General features: G+C 63.1%; 19 protein-coding genes. 12 read left to right on the top strand and 7 right to left on the bottom strand.

The features are described 5' to 3' along the window. Positions 1–20: 20 nt before the first annotated feature. From CHB75_RS12990 to cobT, 3 genes are read right to left on the bottom strand one after another with little or no spacing between them, the layout of a single operon-like run. The gene (locus CHB75_RS12990) at positions 21–524 is read right to left on the bottom strand and encodes a histidine phosphatase family protein (protein WP_089271129.1); all 504 of its coding nucleotides are present in this window, start codon (positions 522–524) and stop codon (positions 21–23) included. Next, positions 515–1,294, bottom strand: a complete 780-nt coding sequence (gene cobS / locus CHB75_RS12985; protein ID WP_217898788.1) for an adenosylcobinamide-GDP ribazoletransferase — start codon at positions 1,292–1,294, stop codon at positions 515–517. Before cobS ends, CHB75_RS12990 begins: the two co-directional genes overlap by 10 nt. 1 nt (position 1,295) lies before the next feature. Next, positions 1,296–2,303 (bottom strand): nicotinate-nucleotide--dimethylbenzimidazole phosphoribosyltransferase, encoded by a 1,008-nt coding sequence (gene cobT / locus CHB75_RS12980; RefSeq protein WP_217898787.1) that lies wholly within the window; start codon positions 2,301–2,303, stop codon positions 1,296–1,298. A 150-nt stretch (positions 2,304–2,453) separates the two neighbouring features. On the opposite strand from cobT, the gene alr reads away from it, so the two are divergent. The 12 genes from alr to CHB75_RS12920 all read left to right on the top strand — a co-directional run bounded on the left by alr (position 2,454) and on the right by CHB75_RS12920 (position 13,647). Beyond that, positions 2,454–3,491 carry an alanine racemase gene (alr, locus tag CHB75_RS12975; protein WP_089271234.1) on the top strand — a complete coding sequence of 346 codons (1,038 nt, stop codon included), beginning with the start codon at positions 2,454–2,456 and terminating at the stop codon, positions 3,489–3,491. 25 nt (positions 3,492–3,516) lie between these two features. After that, complete coding sequence (locus CHB75_RS12970) at positions 3,517–3,903, top strand: hypothetical protein (RefSeq protein WP_089271125.1); 387 nt, start codon at positions 3,517–3,519, stop codon at positions 3,901–3,903. Positions 3,904–3,976: 73 nt separating this feature from the next. Beyond that, a complete protein-coding gene (gene radA, locus CHB75_RS12965; RefSeq protein WP_089271123.1) occupies positions 3,977–5,344 on the top strand; it encodes a DNA repair protein RadA in 1,368 nt (455 codons plus the stop codon). A 32-nt stretch (positions 5,345–5,376) separates the two neighbouring features. Next, complete coding sequence (locus tag CHB75_RS12960) at positions 5,377–5,949, top strand: CvpA family protein (RefSeq protein ID WP_089271121.1); 573 nt, start codon at positions 5,377–5,379, stop codon at positions 5,947–5,949. An 89-nt stretch (positions 5,950–6,038) separates the two neighbouring features. After that, on the top strand, positions 6,039–7,109 hold the full coding sequence (locus CHB75_RS12955) for a PAS domain-containing sensor histidine kinase (protein ID WP_089271119.1): 1,071 nt from the start codon (positions 6,039–6,041) through the stop codon (positions 7,107–7,109). 189 nt (positions 7,110–7,298) lie between these two features. Beyond that, complete coding sequence (gene purF / locus CHB75_RS12950; protein WP_089271117.1) at positions 7,299–8,759, top strand: amidophosphoribosyltransferase; 1,461 nt, start codon at positions 7,299–7,301, stop codon at positions 8,757–8,759. A gap of 323 nt (positions 8,760–9,082) precedes the next feature. After that, a complete protein-coding gene (locus tag CHB75_RS12945) occupies positions 9,083–9,640 on the top strand; it encodes a DUF2199 domain-containing protein (RefSeq protein ID WP_089271115.1) in 558 nt (185 codons plus the stop codon). 125 nt (positions 9,641–9,765) lie between these two features. Next, on the top strand, positions 9,766–10,035 hold the full coding sequence (locus tag CHB75_RS12940) for a pilus assembly protein PilP (protein WP_089271113.1): 270 nt from the start codon (positions 9,766–9,768) through the stop codon (positions 10,033–10,035). Between the two features lie 113 nt (positions 10,036–10,148). Next, the gene (locus tag CHB75_RS12935) at positions 10,149–10,799 is read left to right on the top strand and encodes an SDR family NAD(P)-dependent oxidoreductase (RefSeq protein WP_089271232.1); all 651 of its coding nucleotides are present in this window, start codon (positions 10,149–10,151) and stop codon (positions 10,797–10,799) included. A gap of 151 nt (positions 10,800–10,950) precedes the next feature. Next, positions 10,951–11,736, top strand: a complete 786-nt coding sequence (gene surE / locus CHB75_RS12930) for a 5'/3'-nucleotidase SurE (RefSeq protein WP_089271111.1) — start codon at positions 10,951–10,953, stop codon at positions 11,734–11,736. Continuing rightward, entirely contained in the window at positions 11,733–12,377 is a 645-nt protein-coding gene (locus CHB75_RS12925; RefSeq protein WP_089271110.1) for a protein-L-isoaspartate(D-aspartate) O-methyltransferase, read from the top strand. Before surE ends, CHB75_RS12925 begins: the two co-directional genes overlap by 4 nt. Before the next feature lie 178 nt (positions 12,378–12,555). Then, positions 12,556–13,647, top strand: a complete 1,092-nt coding sequence (locus CHB75_RS12920) for a LysM peptidoglycan-binding domain-containing protein (RefSeq protein ID WP_245840963.1) — start codon at positions 12,556–12,558, stop codon at positions 13,645–13,647. Positions 13,648–13,861: 214 nt separating this feature from the next. Here CHB75_RS12920 and CHB75_RS12915 read toward each other — a convergent pair whose 3' ends face one another. The 4 genes from CHB75_RS12915 to CHB75_RS12900 are packed head-to-tail and all read right to left on the bottom strand — an operon-like array spanning position 13,862 to position 16,343. After that, positions 13,862–14,701 (bottom strand): ATP-binding protein, encoded by an 840-nt coding sequence (locus CHB75_RS12915; protein ID WP_245840957.1) that lies wholly within the window; start codon positions 14,699–14,701, stop codon positions 13,862–13,864. Beyond that, on the bottom strand, positions 14,698–15,642 hold the full coding sequence (tatC, locus tag CHB75_RS12910; protein ID WP_089271106.1) for a twin-arginine translocase subunit TatC: 945 nt from the start codon (positions 15,640–15,642) through the stop codon (positions 14,698–14,700). The genes CHB75_RS12915 and tatC overlap by 4 nt, the downstream gene beginning before the upstream one ends. Next, on the bottom strand, positions 15,639–16,118 hold the full coding sequence (gene tatB / locus CHB75_RS12905; protein ID WP_089271104.1) for a Sec-independent protein translocase protein TatB: 480 nt from the start codon (positions 16,116–16,118) through the stop codon (positions 15,639–15,641). Before tatB ends, tatC begins: the two co-directional genes overlap by 4 nt. Before the next feature lie 6 nt (positions 16,119–16,124). Continuing rightward, positions 16,125–16,343 (bottom strand): twin-arginine translocase TatA/TatE family subunit, encoded by a 219-nt coding sequence (locus tag CHB75_RS12900; protein WP_089271102.1) that lies wholly within the window; start codon positions 16,341–16,343, stop codon positions 16,125–16,127. Positions 16,344–16,526: the final 183 nt, after the last annotated feature.

The following is a 16,526-nucleotide window of genomic DNA, read 5'->3' as shown; positions in this document are numbered from 1 at the left end:
GGGACGCCCGAGCACGCCTGTCAGACCCTGACCACCGCACCAAAACCGGGGCGATGATCCCAGCCCGCCGCGTCGCCGCGCAGCACCAGCGCCGCCTTGATCACACCGGCGTGGGTCACAACAAGCGCCCCCTCGGGAACGCTGTCCAGTCCCCGCGCCACACGGTCACGCAGCTGCGCGACACTTTCGCCGCCATGTCCGGCGTATCCCAGAAAATCCGCCGCCCAGGCGTCCAGCGCGTCGCGCCCGATGTCATCCCAGCGGCGGTTTTCCCAATGCCCGAAATCCATCTCGGCAAAGTCCTGCGACACCGTCTGTTCAACGCCAAAGGCCCCCGAAATCCGGCTCGCCAGCACTCTGCATCGTTCCAAAGGCGAAGAAACCACCATCGTCGGGCATGACAGCCGGGTAATCACCCCGTCACAATCTGCCATGGATCCCGCCGCCAGCCCCAAATCCGTGCGCCCGTAACACAGCCCCTCGGCCACATCCGGCCGGGTGTGGCGCACAAGGGTTATAGCCAAAGAGCAACGCCCAGATAGATCCCCAACTCACCAAACTGCTGGGTCGCGCCCAGACAGTCGCCGGTATAGCCCCCGATCTTGCGCAGGCAGATCCGCCGAACCGCCTGTGCCAACAGGATACACAGCATCAGACCCCAGAGCGCCGCACCAGCCCCCAGCACCAGCATCCCTGCGAACAGCACAACCAGCGACAGGACCAGCGCGACACGATAACCATCCGGTGTCACCGTGGGGGCAACGAACTTTGCCCCGCTGTGGCGGGCATATCCCGTGGTGGCGATCACATGCACCGCAGACATCCGCCCCAGTACATGCCCCAGGATCAGCAGCCAGGCCGCCACCCCGGGTGCGAAACTCATCAGCAGCGTGACCTTCAGCGCCAGCACCACGCCCAGCATCACCGCGCCATAGGTGCCGATACGGCTGTCGCGCATGATCTCCAGCCGCCGCTCGCGCGTCAACCCGCCCCAAAGCCCGTCAGCTGCATCCGCCAGACCATCCTCGTGAAACGCCCCCGTGGCTGCCAGCGTCGCCGCCAGTGACAGGATCACCGCCACCGGCATCCCCAGCCAACCTTCGGAAATGACCAATACCAGCGCCCCGATCGAACCGATCAGCAGACCGACCAGCGGGTAATATTTGGTCGCCCGGATCAGCAAATCATCAGAAAACGGCAGATCCCGGGGCACCGGAAGGCGGGTCAGGAACTGCACCGCCAGCAGGAACAGCCCCCATTCGGTCTTTGCATTCTCTTGAAACGGTTGTCCCACGTCAGGCCGGTCCCGACACGCCGGCCGACTCAAAGCTTGCCATTTCGTTCAGCATGGCAACCGCAGCGCGCAGCAACGGCCAGGCCAGCGCAGCCCCCGATCCTTCGCCAAGCCGCATGTTCAGACTTAGCAGCGGCGCGGCGTCCAGCGCATCCAGCACGGCACCATGCCCGGATTCGGCGGATCGGTGCGCAAACACCATCGCCGCGCGGGCGCCGGGGTCCAATGCGCAGGCGGCAAGCGCCGAAACGCTGGCAATAAACCCGTCCACCAGCACCACCCGGCCCGCGTCGGCGGCGCCCAGCATCGCGCCGGTCATCATTGCGATTTCGAAACCGCCGTATTCTTGCAGAACCTCGCGCGCCGACAACTCTCCGGTCCGCGCTGCCGCCGTGCCCAGCACCACACGTTTATGTGCCAGACTAGCATCCTCAAGGCCCGTACCGCGCCCCACAAGCGTGTCCAGCGCCATGCCGGTCAGCTTGTGCGCCATGACCGACGCGGCAGAGGTGTTGCCGATGCCCATCTCGCCAAAAGCCATCGCCTGGAACGTTCCATCGGCCCCAAGGTCGCGCCCGATCTCCAGCGCCCGGTCCAACTGCTGCGCAGACATCGCCGGCCCGTTCAGAAAGCTCGCCGTGCCCTCGCCCAGCGGTCGATCCTCGATCTGTGGCAGATCGAAAGGCCCGCCGATAACCCCGGCGTTGACCACCCGCAGGTCGATGCCACCCGCTCGGGCAAAGACGTTCGCCGCCGCCCCGCCACCGGCAAAGTTCAGCACCATCTGCCGGGTGACCGCTGGCGGATAGGCCGAAACGCCCTCCTCCGCGATGCCATGATCGGCGGCAAAGAGGATCAGCGCACAGCTTTCCATCACCGGATCCAGCCGGCCCTGAAGGCGCGCCACCTGTGCAGCCAGATCCTCGATCAGGCCCAGGGCACCCTGCGGTTTTGTCTTTGTATCGATCCGGCGCTGAAGCGCGGTTTCGAATTCGGGTGTGATTTGCATATTCATAACCGTGGCATACCCCCGGCGGCGGGGCCGCTCAACCAAAGAGTGCCGCCCGGCGGTGCATAATTTGCCGACCACAGGACGCCACAGATCGCGCGCGACATGTTTACGCTTGACGCCCGGATGGAACGTGCCAAATACGGCGCCATGGCTCAAACTGTTTTGACTATAGATCTTGCCGCACTGCGCCATAACTGGCGCAGCCTTTCCGCCAATTCGGACACCGAAACCGGTGCCGTGGTGAAGGCGGATGCCTATGGCCTTGGTGCCGGGCGTGTTGCCAACATGCTGGCCATCGAAGGCGTGCGGCGCTTTTTTGTCGCCCTCGCCGAAGAAGGCGCCGCCCTGCGCAAGGCGCTGGGATCAGGCCCCGAAATCAACGTCTTTTCCGGCCATATGGCGGGCGACGCGCCGCTGTTGAAGGCCGCGCAACTGACCCCGATGATCAACTCGGTCGACCAGATGCTGCGCCACGTCGAGGCATTGCCCGGGCATTCCTTTGGCATCCAGCTGGATACCGGGATGAACCGTCTGGGGATGGAGCCATCGGAATGGTCCGCCCTGCGTGAAATTGCCCTCGCCCAGCATCCGACACTGGTGATGAGCCATCTTGCCTGCGCCGATGAGCCCACGCATGAGATGAATGCCCGGCAGCTGCACGTCTTTCAGCAGATGACAGACGGGATCGACGCGCCGCGCTCGCTCGCCGCGACGGGCGGCATCCTGCTGGGGCCGGATTATCATTTTGACGTGACGCGCCCCGGCATCGGGATGTACGGCGGCCAGCCCTTTGATGATGCGCGGCCCGTTGTGCAACTGTCGATTCCGGTGATCCAGACCCGCGATGTCGCCATTGGTGAAAGCGTCGGCTACGGCAATTCATGGGTCGCTCAGGGCGTCACCCGCGTGGCCACGATTGCGGCGGGCTATGCCGATGGCATCCTGCGCGCCATGGGGCCAAGGGCACATGTCTATGTCGGCGACACGCGCTGCAAGATCATTGGCCGCATTTCCATGGATCTGATCGCTGTGGATGTGAGCGCGCTGAAAACAGCGCCCGATACGGTTGATCTTCTGGGTCGACATCAGGACATCGACACCCTTGCAGAGGCCGCCGGAACCATCGGCTACGAAATCCTGACCTCGCTTGGCGCGCGCTATGAACGGCGCTACACCGGGGCCTGAGCGCCCGCCCCAACACAGGTGCCACATGAGCCTTTTCGAACCCAACCCGACCCTGATCGCCCTGATCTTTGTCAAACGGTTCGTGTTTCTTGAACTGCTGCTGGTCCTCGCGCTGGTCCGCAGTGCGGCGGGCCGCGGACCAAGCCGCCTTCTGGCGCTGGCGGTCCTGCTGCTCTGTGCTGCTGCGATCCTGACCACCTTTGCCCCGGCGCTGGGGCTGACGACGCACCCATGGTACGGCCCCGCCGCCCGCATGCTGGCGCAGGGTCAGGGCCTGACCGTTCCGCTCACACTGTCCGCAGTGTTCTTCGTTTCGGCCTTCCTGCCCGTGCGCCGCCTTTGGCTGCTTGACTGGCTCAACGGCGCGCTGGTTCTGGGGTTGCTTGGCCTCTGGATCGTGACGCTGTTCTGAACCGCGCCCGTGGCGCAAACCTGACGCGACACACCCCCTTGCGATGCCCGCCCCCTTGGGCCACAAGATCGCCATGGCCAAAGCTTCCGCCAATTACGTCTGCGCCGCCTGCAGCAACGCCACCACCAAATGGGCCGGGCGGTGCGAAGCCTGTGGCGCCTGGAACACCATTTCCGAAGAGGCCCCCCTGTCAAAGGCAGGTCCCGCCAAGAAAAGCCTTGGGGGACGTGGCCGCGCCGTGCCGCTGACAGACCTTTCCAGCACCGAACCCGCCCCGCCGCGCGTTGCCTCGGGCCTGTCGGAACTTGACCGCGTTCTGGGCGGCGGGCTTGTGCCCTCCTCTGCCATCCTTGTCGGCGGTGACCCCGGCATTGGTAAATCCACGCTGCTGCTACAGGGTGCCGCGATGTTCGCCCGCGCGGGACTCAAGGTGATCTATGCCAGCGGCGAAGAAGCCTCGGCTCAGGTCCGGATGCGCGCGCAACGCCTTGGCCTTGCCGACGCACCGGTGAAACTGGCGGCTGAGACCAATCTGCGCGACATCCTGACCACGCTGGAACAGGAACGCCCGGATCTGGTGATCATCGATTCGATCCAGACCATGTGGTCCGACAATGTCGAATCCGCCCCGGGCAGCGTCTCTCAGGTCCGTGCCGCCGCGCATGAGCTGACTTCTTTCGCCAAACGCTCTGGCATGTCGGTGATCCTTGTCGGCCATGTCACCAAGGACGGCCAGATCGCCGGGCCGCGCGTTGTCGAACACATGGTCGACACCGTGCTGTACTTTGAGGGCGAACGCGGCCACCAGTTCCGCATCCTGCGCGCGGTCAAGAACCGCTTTGGCCCGGCGGATGAAATCGGCGTGTTTGAGATGACCGGCGCGGGTTTGGCCGAGGTCACCAACCCCTCGGCGCTGTTCCTGTCCGAACGTGGCCAGCCCAGCCCGGGATCGGTGGTTTTTGCCGGCATCGAAGGCACCCGCCCGGTGCTTTGCGAACTCCAGGCACTGGTCGCGCCCAGCCCGCATTCCCAACCCCGCCGCACGGTTGTCGGCTGGGACGGCGGGCGGCTTGCGATGATTCTCGCCGTGCTCGAAGCGCGCTGCGGCATCCCCTTTGCGGGGCTCGATGTGTACCTGAACGTGGCCGGCGGGATGAAAATCAGCGAACCGGCCGCCGATCTGGCCGTTGCCGCCGCGCTGCTTTCCGCGCGCGAAGACGTCGCACTCCCCCCGGAAACGGTGGTTTTCGGGGAAATCAGCCTATCTGGCGCTCTCAGACCGGTGAGCCAGACCGAAAACAGGTTGAAAGAGGCGCAGAAACTTGGTTTCACCAGCGCCATCGCCCCGTCGGGCGGCAAAGCGGGGGCGGCCACAGGCATGAAGCTCCAGCAGATGGGCGATCTGACTGCCTTTGTGGGCGATCTGTTCGGCGCTGGTTAGGCGCCACCAAAAAGGAAAGAGGCAAGAGGCCGATGGAAGGTTTTACCGCAGTGGATGGCATCGTTGCCGTCGTCATCGTGCTATCGGCGCTACTTGCCTATTCGCGCGGATTGGTACGCGAAGTCATGGCGATTGCCGGATGGATTTTTGCCGGCTTCATCGCCCTCCTGTTCGCGCCACAGGTGCAGCCGCTGGTCAAGGAATTGCCGATGATCGGCTCTTTTCTGTCCGACAGCTGCGAACTCAGCATTATCGCCGCCTTTGCGGGGGTCTTTGCCGCCGCGCTGATCGTCGTGTCCTTCTTCACGCCGCTTCTTTCCTCGCTGGTGCAGCGGTCGTTGTTTGGCGGCATCGATCAGGGTCTTGGCTTTTTGTTCGGCGTTGCGCGCGGTGTGCTTCTGGTGGCGGTGGCCTTCTTTGTCTACAGCACGGTGCTGACCTCGCAGGATGTTCCGATGATCGACGACAGCCGCTCTGCCGCCGTTTTCACCCGCTTCACCGCCAAGATCGAAGAACAGAATCCCGAACAGGCGCTTGGCTGGATCACCACGCAATATGAACAGCTGGTCGATGTTTGCGCCGCACCGGGACCGAACGACGCCTGATCGGTTCGGCAGGGCCGCGACTCAGCCAGATTCATGTTTTTTTAACCCGTAGCCCCCCTCTTATGCCCAGTTTCCTCTAGGAACCCGGCATGATGCAGCAGAATGACTTCCGTGCTTTCGACGACATCGCAACGGCGATCTACGTCTTTGTGCCGCATCCGGACGGCGTGCCGCGCATCGCCTTTTTCAACGCCGTGGCGCGGAATTCCCTGACCTGCACACTTGAACAGGTTCAGGGAAAGACCTTTGACGAGGTATTTCCCGGCCGCATCGGCCAGAACGCGCTGTCCCGCCATATCGAAGCGATGAACAGCGCACAGCCCTGCTCCTATGACACCGAATGGCCATCCGAAAATGGCAACCTGTGGTTGCGCACCAGATTGACGCCGGTGCTGAACGGCGATGGCAAAATCAGCCATGTGGTCGCCACCGTCATCAATGCAACCACCGAAAAAAAGGCGCTGGAACTCTGCGCGCAGATGCAGACCAAACAATCCGAAATGGAGCAGTTTGTCTCTCTTGCGGCCCATGACCTGCGCACGCCGCTGCGTCACATCCGCTATATCGGTTCGGAACTGCGCGAAGACTTTGTCGACATGGGCGATGGCAAGATCGACCTGCTCGACGACCTTGATAATATCGCGGAAAAGGCTTCGGTTCTGATTTCGGATGTGCTCAAGGTCAGCCAGTCCCGAACCATGGAAACCCCGCCCAGAACCTTCAGACTGGCCGTGTTGTGCGAAAACATCGCCGCCGTGCTCGACCCTTCCGGCGCGCATCGCATCACCTGGCCCGACCATATGCTCTACGCCGACATGACGGCCGTTCATATCGTTCTGCGCAACCTGGTGGACAATGCCCTGAAGCATGGCGGAAAGGGCCAGCTTTCGGTAAAGATCGACCTTGAACCCAGCGAAACGGGTTCCGAATATATTGAAATGGCGGTCACCGATAATGGCAACGGCTTTGCTGACGCGGAAAACCTGTTTTCCGACAACGGTGTCTGCCAGACCAGCAGCGGTTTCGGCCTGCTGGCGGTGCGCAACCTCATTCTGGCCCGCCGGGGCACGATCCGGGTCGACAAAACCGGGGGCGGACAGGGCAGCACGGTGCGCTTCAAATTGCCCGGTATGATCGTAGAACCCGAAGATGACGCCTAATCACCTGTCGAATTGCTGCAAATTCGGGACAAATCTTAACCCTGTGCTCATAATTCCGACCACAATCCTTAACGAAATGTTGCACCGCAGCACTTGCGCTGTGATCCCTCCGTGACACATAGGTAACAAGCGCCTATGAGTGCCCCATACCTCACGCAACGGATTCGGAGCTGCCCCTTGGATCTCGAGATGCCTCCCGCCCACCCCTTTGATGATGACAAACTGAAAGAGGAGTGCGGTATCTTCGGCGTGATCGGCGTCACGGATGCTGCAAACTTCGTAGCCCTTGGTCTGCACGCCCTGCAGCACCGGGGACAGGAAGCCGGGGGAATCGTCAGCCACGACGAAGAACACGGTTTCAACTCGGCGCGCCGCTTTGGCTATGTCCGCGACAACTTCACCTCTCAGTCGCTGATGCAGACACTGCCCGGCCCGCTTGCCATCGGCCACGTCCGCTATTCCACCGCCGGATCAAAGGGACCAACCCAGATCCGCGACGTTCAGCCCTTCTTTGGTGAATTTTCCATGGGCGGGGCGGCGATCGCCCACAACGGCAACATCACCAATGCCGACGCCCTGCGCCGCGAGCTGATCGAACGCGGTTCGATCTTCCAGTCCTCCTCGGACAGCGAATGTATCATCCACCTCATGGCCCGCTCGCTTCAGCGTAACATCCCCGAGCGGATGGAAGACGCCCTGCGCCGTGTCGAGGGCGCATTCAGCGTCGTTGCCATGACCCGCACCAAACTCATCGGTGTACGCGACCCGCTGGGCGTGCGCCCGCTGGTACTGGGCAAGGTCGCTGACGGCTGGGTTCTCAGCTCGGAAACCTGCGCGCTCGACATCATCGGCGCGGAATATGTCCGCGAGATCGAGCCGGGGGAAATGGTGGTGATCTCTGCGGAAAAGGGCGTCGAATCCCTGCGCCCCTTCCGCCCGCAGAAATCGCGTTTCTGCATCTTCGAACATGTCTATTTCTCGCGTCCCGATTCGATCATCGGCAACCGCTCGGTCTATGAAACCCGCCGTCAGATCGGTGTGGAACTGGCCCGCGAAGCTCCGGTCGATGCCGACCTCGTCTGCCCCGTGCCCGATTCCGGCACCCCGGCGGCCATCGGCTTTGCGCATGAATCCGGCATTCCCTACGGCATGGGTATCGTGCGCAACCAATACATGGGCCGCACCTTCATCGAACCCACCGAACAGATCCGCAACATGGGCGTGCGTCTGAAACTCAACGTCAACCGTGCCCTGATCAAGGGCAAGCGGGTGATCCTGGTCGACGATTCGGTCGTGCGCGGCACCACCTCGCGCAAGATCAAGGAGATGATCCTGGATGCCGGCGCCGCCGAGGTGCACTTTCGCATCGCGTCGCCGCCCACCGCATGGCCCTGTTTCTACGGCGTCGACACGCCCCAGCGGGAAAAACTGCTCGCCGCGACCATGACCGAAGAAGAGATGCGCGAACATCTCAACGTCGACTCGCTGCGCTTCATCTCGCTTGACGGTCTCTACCGCGCCGTGGGCGAGGCTGAGGGCCGCAATCCCAAGCAGCCGCAGTATTGCGACGCCTGTTTCTCCGGCGAATACCCGGTCGAGCCTGCCGATCAGATCCAGAAAGGCTTCAAACTCAAGACCGCCGCCGAATGACAATGATGACCAGCAGCGCCGCGCCAGGGACAACAGTCCAACCGGCGCTGCTGGTCAAAGGCATCCTTACGGACCTTGCTCCAAGGCGTCCCTCATTCTGGCGCGGACACTGAAATATTTAAGCGGTTCCAAATGCGGATCTCGGGAAAAAATCCCGACTTTTCGCGACTTGGATCATCCCGCACGGGGCAATAATCGGGACCGCGATAACAATAATCTGCGGTGTTTTTACCTGACTATTCTAGTATCCTTCACGAATCTTCAAACCCTTACCCTGAAGATTGGCTAAACAGTTATCGCAAAGCTTGGGATGGTTCACTTCAATGAGTCTGCTTGATCTTGATGCCCGCTGGCGGCGTTTCAATGACCCCCTACGCGCCTGCCCGTGCTGTGGGAAACATTTCTCCGGCGTCTTCGACATTGGTTTCGAAGAACCCGATGACTGGCCCCACGGCCCCCGCAGCGAAGAGATGCTCAAGGTCGGCGATGACAAACTCTCCTCGGAACTCTGCCGTCTCAACAACCGCCGGTTCCTGCGCTGCGTGATCCTCCTGCCCCTGCGCGGCAGCGATACCGAAGTTTTCTTTTTCGGCCTCTGGGCCGAGGTTTCCCCCACCGATTTCTATGCCTATCTCGATGGCTCGACCGAAGACGGCGCACCCGTCACTTCGATCCCTGCGACGGTGGCCAATGACCTGCCGCATTTCGGCGACGCGGCCCATGGCACGCTGGTTCCCGGCACCGGGCTGGAACGCCCGCGCCTCATCATCGCCGAAGGTCCGCTGGCCGAGGGCCAGAAAAACGGCATTTCCTTTGATGAACTGCTCGATATCTACGCAGCCTCAGGCAAGGATATTCGCCCGCACCTGACGCGCGACTAGGCCGGCGTCAACCGATGGGCAAGCAGGCTTCTGCCGATCCTGCCACGATCTGATTTCACGGGCTTTCGTTTCGCCGCGCCGCAGCATAGCTGCGCCGTACTTTGCGGAATGACAGTTCAGGAAACATGACACAGACCACCACCACACAAACACCCACCAGCGTCGCACGCTCTGCGACACATCGGACCGAAATCAACCTCAACCGGCTTGTCCTGCTGGGCACCTTTGGCACACAGGCCGCCCCTCAGGCACTCCTGCGCCTGCCGGACGGGCGCGTGGCGCGGGTCTCGCTGGGTGATCGGCTCGGGCAGGACACCGTATATGCAATCGATGCCGCGCGCATCGCATTGGGCCAGAACGGTCGCGCCCAATGGCTCGAAATGCCGGGCGGCTGAACCACGGGCCCAGGCGGCAACGGCACTGCAGGAATCCCCAAAGGCCGAAAACCACGCCGCTCCGGCACGCCAACCTCTTGACCCCGCCGCGCGACTGGCCCATGCACCCCGCCATGACACAGCCCATCGCCCTCATCACCGGTGCCTCACGCGGCCTTGGCTTTGCCCTGGCCGAGGCCCTGTCCGACACACATCACATCGTCGCCGTCGCCCGTACCGTTGGCGGGCTAGAAGACCTTGATGACCGCATCAAGGCGCGCGGTGGTCAGGCCACACTCGCCCCCATGGACATCACCAAACCCGAGGCGATGGCCCAGCTCTGCCGCTCGATCTATGACCGCTGGGGCAGCGTCGCGCTCTGGGCGCATCCGGCGATCCATGCCGCCCCCCTGACCCCGGCCAACCATATCGACGCCAAGGATTGGGCAAAATCCGTGTCCATCAACCTCACCGCGATGGGCCATCTGATCCCCTATATCGCGCCCCTGCTGGGCACCACCGGAACCGCGCTGTTCTTTGACGACCCGCGCGGCGGCGAAAAGTTCTTTGGCCACTACGGCACCACCAAGGCCGCGCAAATCGCCCTGGCGCGCAGCTGGCAGGCCGAAACCGAAAAAACCGGCCCCCGGGTGCAGATCCTGTCGCCCCGCCCGATGGGAACGGCCACCCGCGCGCGGTTCTTCCCCGGTGAAAACCGCGATGCTCTGGCCCATCCCCGGGATGAGGCCGCCCGGCTGCTGTCCACGCTTGCCCTGACCGCCTGACGCCACCCCCGTCTTCTCTGTCGGAAATACGCAGATCCGACCGTGGCACAGCTGCCCCGCATTGCCGCCGGGGTGGCGTGCAGCGGTCCCCGCCGCTTGCCCCCCGCCCACCTCTCGCATATGCAGAGAAAAAGACAGGACAGGCAATTTCATGCGTATTCTCATCACGAATGACGACGGTATCAACGCGCCCGGCCTCAAGGTGCTGCACCAGATCGCGCTTGCGCTGGTCGATGACGACAGCGACATCTGGACCGTCGCCCCGGCTTTTGAACAGTCCGGCGTCGGTCACTGCATCAGCTACACCCATCCCACCATGATCGCCCAGCTGGGTGAACGCACCTTCGCCGCCGAAGGCAGCCCCGCCGACTGCGTGCTTGCCGGCCTGCATGACGTGATGAAGGATACGCCCCCCGATCTGGTTCTTTCAGGCATCAACCGGGGCAACAACTCGGCCGAAAACGTGCTCTATTCCGGCACCATCGGCGGCGCGATGGAGGCGGCCCTTCAGGGCGTGCCCTCGATCGCCCTGTCGCAGTATTACGGCCCCGACAATGTCCATCTCGACGACCCGTTCGAGGCCGCCGCCACCCATGGCGCCGACACCATCCGTCGCATCCTGCGCGCCGACCCGCCCGCGCAAAAGGACTACCGCCTGTTCTACAACGTCAATTTCCCGCCCGTCGCCGCCAGGGATGTGCTCGGCACCCGCGTCGCGCCGCAGGGGTTTCGCGAAAACACCACCTTCGCGGTCGAGCCGCACCTCTCGCCCTCGGGCCGTCGGTTCCTGTGGATCAAGGGCGGCGATCAGCGCGCCGCCACGCACCCCGGCTCGGATGCGGATGTGAACCTTGCGGGCTACATCAGCGTCACGCCGATGCGCGCCGACCTTACCGCGCACGACCAGCTTGATATGCTGAAAGACGCTTTCGCATGAATGAGGAGGCGGAACGCAAGATGCAGTTCCTCTATGCGCTCCGCTCCAAGGGCGTGACCGACCATGCCGTGCTCAGCGCGATGGAAAAGATCGACCGCGGCCCCTTTATCCGCGGCTATTTCACCGACCGCGCCTATGACGACATGCCCCTGCCGATCGCCTGTGGCCAGACCATTTCCCAGCCGTCCGTGGTCGGGCTGATGACCCAGGCGCTGAAACTCAGCTCCCGCGACAAGGTGCTAGAAGTCGGCACCGGCTCGGGCTATCAGGCGGCGATCCTGTCCTGTCTGGTGCGCCGGGTCTACACCGTCGATCGCCACATGCGCCTCGTCCGCGAGGCGCGTATGGTCTTTGATCAGCTCGGCCTTACCAACATCACCGCCTTCACGGCGGACGGTTCCCACGGCTTGCCCGATCAGGCACCGTTTGACCGGATTTTGGTCACCGCCGCAGCCGAGGATCCCCCCGGCCCGCTCTTGGCCCAGCTCAAGATTGGCGGTATCATGGTGCTGCCGGTCGGCCAGTCCGACACGGTCCAAAGCCTGATCCGTGTAACGCGGCATGAAACGGGCTATGAATACGACGAAATGCGCCCCGTGCGCTTTGTGCCGCTGGTCGAAGGTCTGGGCAAGGACAGCTGAGACCGACACAGTTTCATGACGACGTCCCGGCAAACAAGGGACGCACCCGAGGATATTCGAGATGACAGTGACCCACGCCCCCTTCTCCACGCCCCCCATTCGCCGCACCTTCGCCGCGCTGCCCCGGCTCACCTGCGTCGGCATCGCCCTGCTGGCGGCCACGGCCTGTTCGCGCCCCATGGACCTTGATATGCGCGGACGGATCGGCGGCTCGGTCGACACCTCCGAGGCGGCCGCCATGGCCACCGCCTCCCGGCCCGTCCCGGATGCACGCGGCGTGCTCAGCTATCCCACCTATCAGGTCGCCGTGGCTGAACGTGGCGACACGCTTGCCAGCCTCGCCAGCCGCGTCGGTCTTCCTGCGGCGGAACTCGCGACGTACAATGGCATCCAGCCGGGTGATACCCTGCGCGCGGGCGAAGTGATCGCCCTGCCGCGCCGCGTCGCCGCTGCCACACCAACAACGGGCGCGATCACTCCCGCCGGGGCCATCGACATCACCACCCTTGCAGGTGCTGCCATCGACCGCGCCTCACCGACCCCTGCCGCCACCGGAACCAGCAGCAGCAGCACGACGACAGGCGGCGCCGAACCCATCCGCCACCAGGTCCAGCGCGGCGAAACCGCCTTCAGCATCGCGCGCCTCTACGGCATCACGCCCCGCGCGCTCAGCGACTGGAACGGTCTCGACAGCAACTATACCCTGCGCGCCGGCCAATACCTGCTGATCCCCACCGCTCTGCCCGGCAGCCAGCAATCGGCTGCGGCTTCCACCACAGCGCCCGGCGCGGGCAGCCCCACGCCGGTTCCGCCCAGTGCCTCGAAACCCCTGCCCGCCGCCACAACCCTGCCCGCCGCCGCCCCGGCCCCGGCAGTGCCGAAACCCGATATCGGCACGCAAAACGCACCTGCCACCGCCTCTGCCGCGATGAGCTATCCGGTGCAGGGCAGCATCATCCGCGAATATGCCAAGGGCAAGAATGACGGCATCGACATCGCCGCCCCGGTCGGCAGTCCCGTCCGGGCCGCCGCCAATGGCACCGTCGCCGCGATCACCACCAATACGGAAAACATCCCCATTCTGGTGATCAAACACCCGGACAACCTGCTGACCGTCTACACCCATATCGACGGGCTGACGGTGCAAAAGGGCGATCCCGTCAGCCGTGGCCAGACCATCGGCGTCGTCCGCGCAGGCGACCCGGCGCGCATGCACTTCGAGGTCCGCAACGGCTTTGATTCCGTCGATCCGATGAAATATCTGAAATAATCAGCGCCCGGAAACCGCGATGGGCCTTACCGGCCTCTCGCGGTTTCATCTGCCCGAAGATATCCCCGCCGGAGGTATCCCAACCCGGCGGCACGCGCTCCGTCACAGCAGCAAACTGCCCCCGCAACCCGCGCCAACCCAAGGCACCGCCAAAGGCGGTGCCGAGATACCGTGCGCGCGCGCCAGCGCGCACCGCCGGATCACGTTCCCAATGTCAGGAAATGCGCAAGCCCTGTCGTCCGGCCAGATCGACAAAGAACTGCCAGGCCACGCGCCCAGACCGCGACCCGCGTGTCGCCTGCCACTCGATCGCCTCGGCGCGCAGGACATCGGGCGCAACGACCAAATCATGCGCCGCACAATAGCCATCGATCATCGCCAGATAATCGTCCTGCGTGCAGGGATGAAAGCCCAGCCACAGCCCGAACCGGTCAGACAGGGACACCTTCTCCTCGACCGCCTCACCGGGATTGATCGCGCTCGACCGCTCGTTCTCGATCATGTCGCGCGGCATCAGGTGGCGGCGGTTCGATGTCGCGTAGAACAGCACGTTTTCCGGCCGCCCCTCGATCCCGCCATCCAGAACCGCCTTCAAGCTCTTGTAATGCTGGTCATCGTTGGAAAACGACAGGTCGTCGCAAAACAGCAGGAACCGGTGATCCGCGCCGCGCAGCAGGTTCAGCAACCTGGCGACCGATGGCAGATCCTCGCGCTGAAGCTCGACGATCTTCAGCGGCAGTCCACGCGCCAGAACCTCGGCATGGACCGATTTCACCAGCGATGACTTGCCCATCCCCCGCGCGCCCCAAAGCAGGGCGTTGTTCGCGGGCAACCCGCGCGCAAACTGTTCGGTATTGGTCAACAGGGTCTCGCGGCTGCGATCGATCCCGATCAACAGGTCAAGATCCACCCGCGACACCTTTTGCACCGGCTCCAGACGGTCCGGGCCGACGTGCCAGACAAACGCCTCTGCCGCGTCCAGATCCGGGGCCGCCATCGGCGCCGGAGCCATCCGCTCCAGCGCCTCGGCAATCCGTTTCAACGTCTTGCTCACTTGTCGTCCTCGAACTCGGCCGCCATCGGATCTTCGTCGGCGTCATCCTCGAACCACAGGCCCTGTGCCCGCAGATCCTTTTCGCGCTTCCGCTCGACCATGCGCACAAGAAGGATCGACATCTCGTAAAGGCCGTACACCACCACAAACAGGATCACCTGCGTCGTCACATCCGGCGGCGTCACCACGGCGGCCAGCACCAGAATGCCCACCATCGCGTATTTGCGCACCGCGCCCAGACCTGCGGCAGACACAAGGCCCGCCTTGCCCATCAGCGTCAGCAGCACCGGCAGCTGGAAACACATACCGAAGGCCATGATGAACTTCAGCGTGATATCCAGCGATTCATTCACCTTACCGAAAAAGGTGATCCGTATGCCGTCAACCGTTTCAGGCACCACAGCGGCATCGACCGGCAGCGCAGTCGTCACACCCTCGGAAACACTCACCGCCGCGTGCTGCAACAGGTTGGCAAAGATCGAACTGACGTCCGCAAAGCCCAGGAAAAACTGCATCGCCAGCGGCGTCACGACAAAATGCGCAAAGCTCGCGCCCAGCAAAAACATGAAGGGCGAAGCGATCATGAAGGGCAGAAACGCCCCCTTTTCGGACTTGTACAGCCCCGGCGCCACAAACCGCCACATCTGGTAAGAGATCACCGGAAATGCCAGCGCAAAGCCGAACACCATGGAAATCCGGAACAGCGTGAACAGATATTCCTGAGGCGAGGTATACTGCATCGTCGGCGACGGATCGCCCAGATTGCGCAGCGTCTCTTCGATCGGATGCAGCAGGAACTGCAGGATCGGCTGGGCCACGGTAAAGGCCAGCACCATCCCGATGATGAACGCCACCGCCGACCGGATCAGCCGCGTGCGCAGCTCTGCCAGATGCTCGATCAGCGGCGCGCTGGAATCCTCGATATCGTCATTCACGCTCATGCATCACCCTTGGGCGCATCGGCATCGGGGCCGATCTGCGCCTCGGCCTTCATTTCGGCCTCCATCTCATCGGCGCGCTTGGCGGCGGATTCGGCTTCGCGCTTCTTGCGATCTGCCGCAGCCCGCGCCGTCGACACCTCGATCTTCTTGCGGTCCGCCTCGCGCTCTTTCGCCAGCTTGCCGGTCTCGCTTTTCGGATCAAGGTTCAGGTTGGTCATCGACTTCGCCGCGTCCCGGACCCCGTCCATGGCGGACGACATCGGATTTGCCGCCGTCTTGAAGGTCTTGGCCACATCCTTGACGCCTGTCTCATCCGCGGCGTCGTTCATCGCCTTGCTGAATTCACGCGCCATGCCTTTGGCACGCCCCATGAACTTCCCGACATTGCGGAACAGTACCGGCAGGTCCTTGGGACCCACCACGATCAGGGCCACGACCCCGATGAGCAAAAGCTCGGACCAGCCAAGATCGAACATTCGGGTTTACACCTTGTCTTTCTCTTGCTCGGACGGGGTGATGTCACGGGCGGCTTCTGCCTGCTCTTCTTCAAGCTCTTTGCTGCCGTCGCTCACACCCTTTTTGAAGGCGGTTATGCCTTTGCCGACTTCGCCCATCAGGCTGGAAATCTTGCCGCGTCCGAACAGGACCAGCACCACAACCGCGATCAGCAGAAGGCCGGGAAGGCCGATATTGTTTAGCATCTCTCTCTCCTCACGAAGGCGGGGCCGTCAGCGACCCGCTAATAATCATCTGGGGGTTCTAGTGGTTTTCGCAACCCTCGAAAAGCGGCAAAGCCCCCGGATCACGGCGGTTTGGAGCCCATTTTACCCCGCCATTTGTCAAGAGGTTGTCAGTTGACAGGTTTTTGTCAGTATTACCGCTCA

Source organism: Puniceibacterium sediminis (genome assembly GCF_900188035.1).
GTDB lineage: Bacteria > Pseudomonadota > Alphaproteobacteria > Rhodobacterales > Rhodobacteraceae > Puniceibacterium > Puniceibacterium sediminis.
Note: the sequence above shows the minus strand (reverse complement) of the source record. Positions and strands in the feature narration are given on the sequence as shown.

Excerpts from the sequence above, each read along its gene's own strand:
- cobT (WP_217898787.1), bottom strand. The coding sequence starts at position 2,303 with ATGCAAATCACACCCGAATTCGAAACCGCGCTTCAGCGCCGGATCGAT.
- alr (WP_089271234.1), top strand. The coding sequence starts at position 2,454 with ATGGCTCAAACTGTTTTGACTATAGATCTTGCCGCACTGCGCCATAAC.
- CHB75_RS12970 (WP_089271125.1), top strand. The coding sequence starts at position 3,517 with ATGAGCCTTTTCGAACCCAACCCGACCCTGATCGCCCTGATCTTTGTC.
- radA (WP_089271123.1), top strand. The coding sequence starts at position 3,977 with ATGGCCAAAGCTTCCGCCAATTACGTCTGCGCCGCCTGCAGCAACGCC.
- CHB75_RS12960 (WP_089271121.1), top strand. The coding sequence starts at position 5,377 with ATGGAAGGTTTTACCGCAGTGGATGGCATCGTTGCCGTCGTCATCGTG.
- CHB75_RS12955 (WP_089271119.1), top strand. The coding sequence starts at position 6,039 with ATGATGCAGCAGAATGACTTCCGTGCTTTCGACGACATCGCAACGGCG.
- purF (WP_089271117.1), top strand. The coding sequence starts at position 7,299 with ATGCCTCCCGCCCACCCCTTTGATGATGACAAACTGAAAGAGGAGTGC.
- CHB75_RS12945 (WP_089271115.1), top strand. The coding sequence starts at position 9,083 with ATGAGTCTGCTTGATCTTGATGCCCGCTGGCGGCGTTTCAATGACCCC.
- CHB75_RS12940 (WP_089271113.1), top strand. The coding sequence starts at position 9,766 with ATGACACAGACCACCACCACACAAACACCCACCAGCGTCGCACGCTCT.
- CHB75_RS12935 (WP_089271232.1), top strand. The coding sequence starts at position 10,149 with ATGACACAGCCCATCGCCCTCATCACCGGTGCCTCACGCGGCCTTGGC.
- surE (WP_089271111.1), top strand. The coding sequence starts at position 10,951 with ATGCGTATTCTCATCACGAATGACGACGGTATCAACGCGCCCGGCCTC.
- CHB75_RS12925 (WP_089271110.1), top strand. The coding sequence starts at position 11,733 with ATGAATGAGGAGGCGGAACGCAAGATGCAGTTCCTCTATGCGCTCCGC.
- CHB75_RS12920 (WP_245840963.1), top strand. The coding sequence starts at position 12,556 with ATGGACCTTGATATGCGCGGACGGATCGGCGGCTCGGTCGACACCTCC.
- tatC (WP_089271106.1), bottom strand. The coding sequence starts at position 15,642 with ATGAGCGTGAATGACGATATCGAGGATTCCAGCGCGCCGCTGATCGAG.
- tatB (WP_089271104.1), bottom strand. The coding sequence starts at position 16,118 with ATGTTCGATCTTGGCTGGTCCGAGCTTTTGCTCATCGGGGTCGTGGCC.
- CHB75_RS12900 (WP_089271102.1), bottom strand. The coding sequence starts at position 16,343 with ATGCTAAACAATATCGGCCTTCCCGGCCTTCTGCTGATCGCGGTTGTG.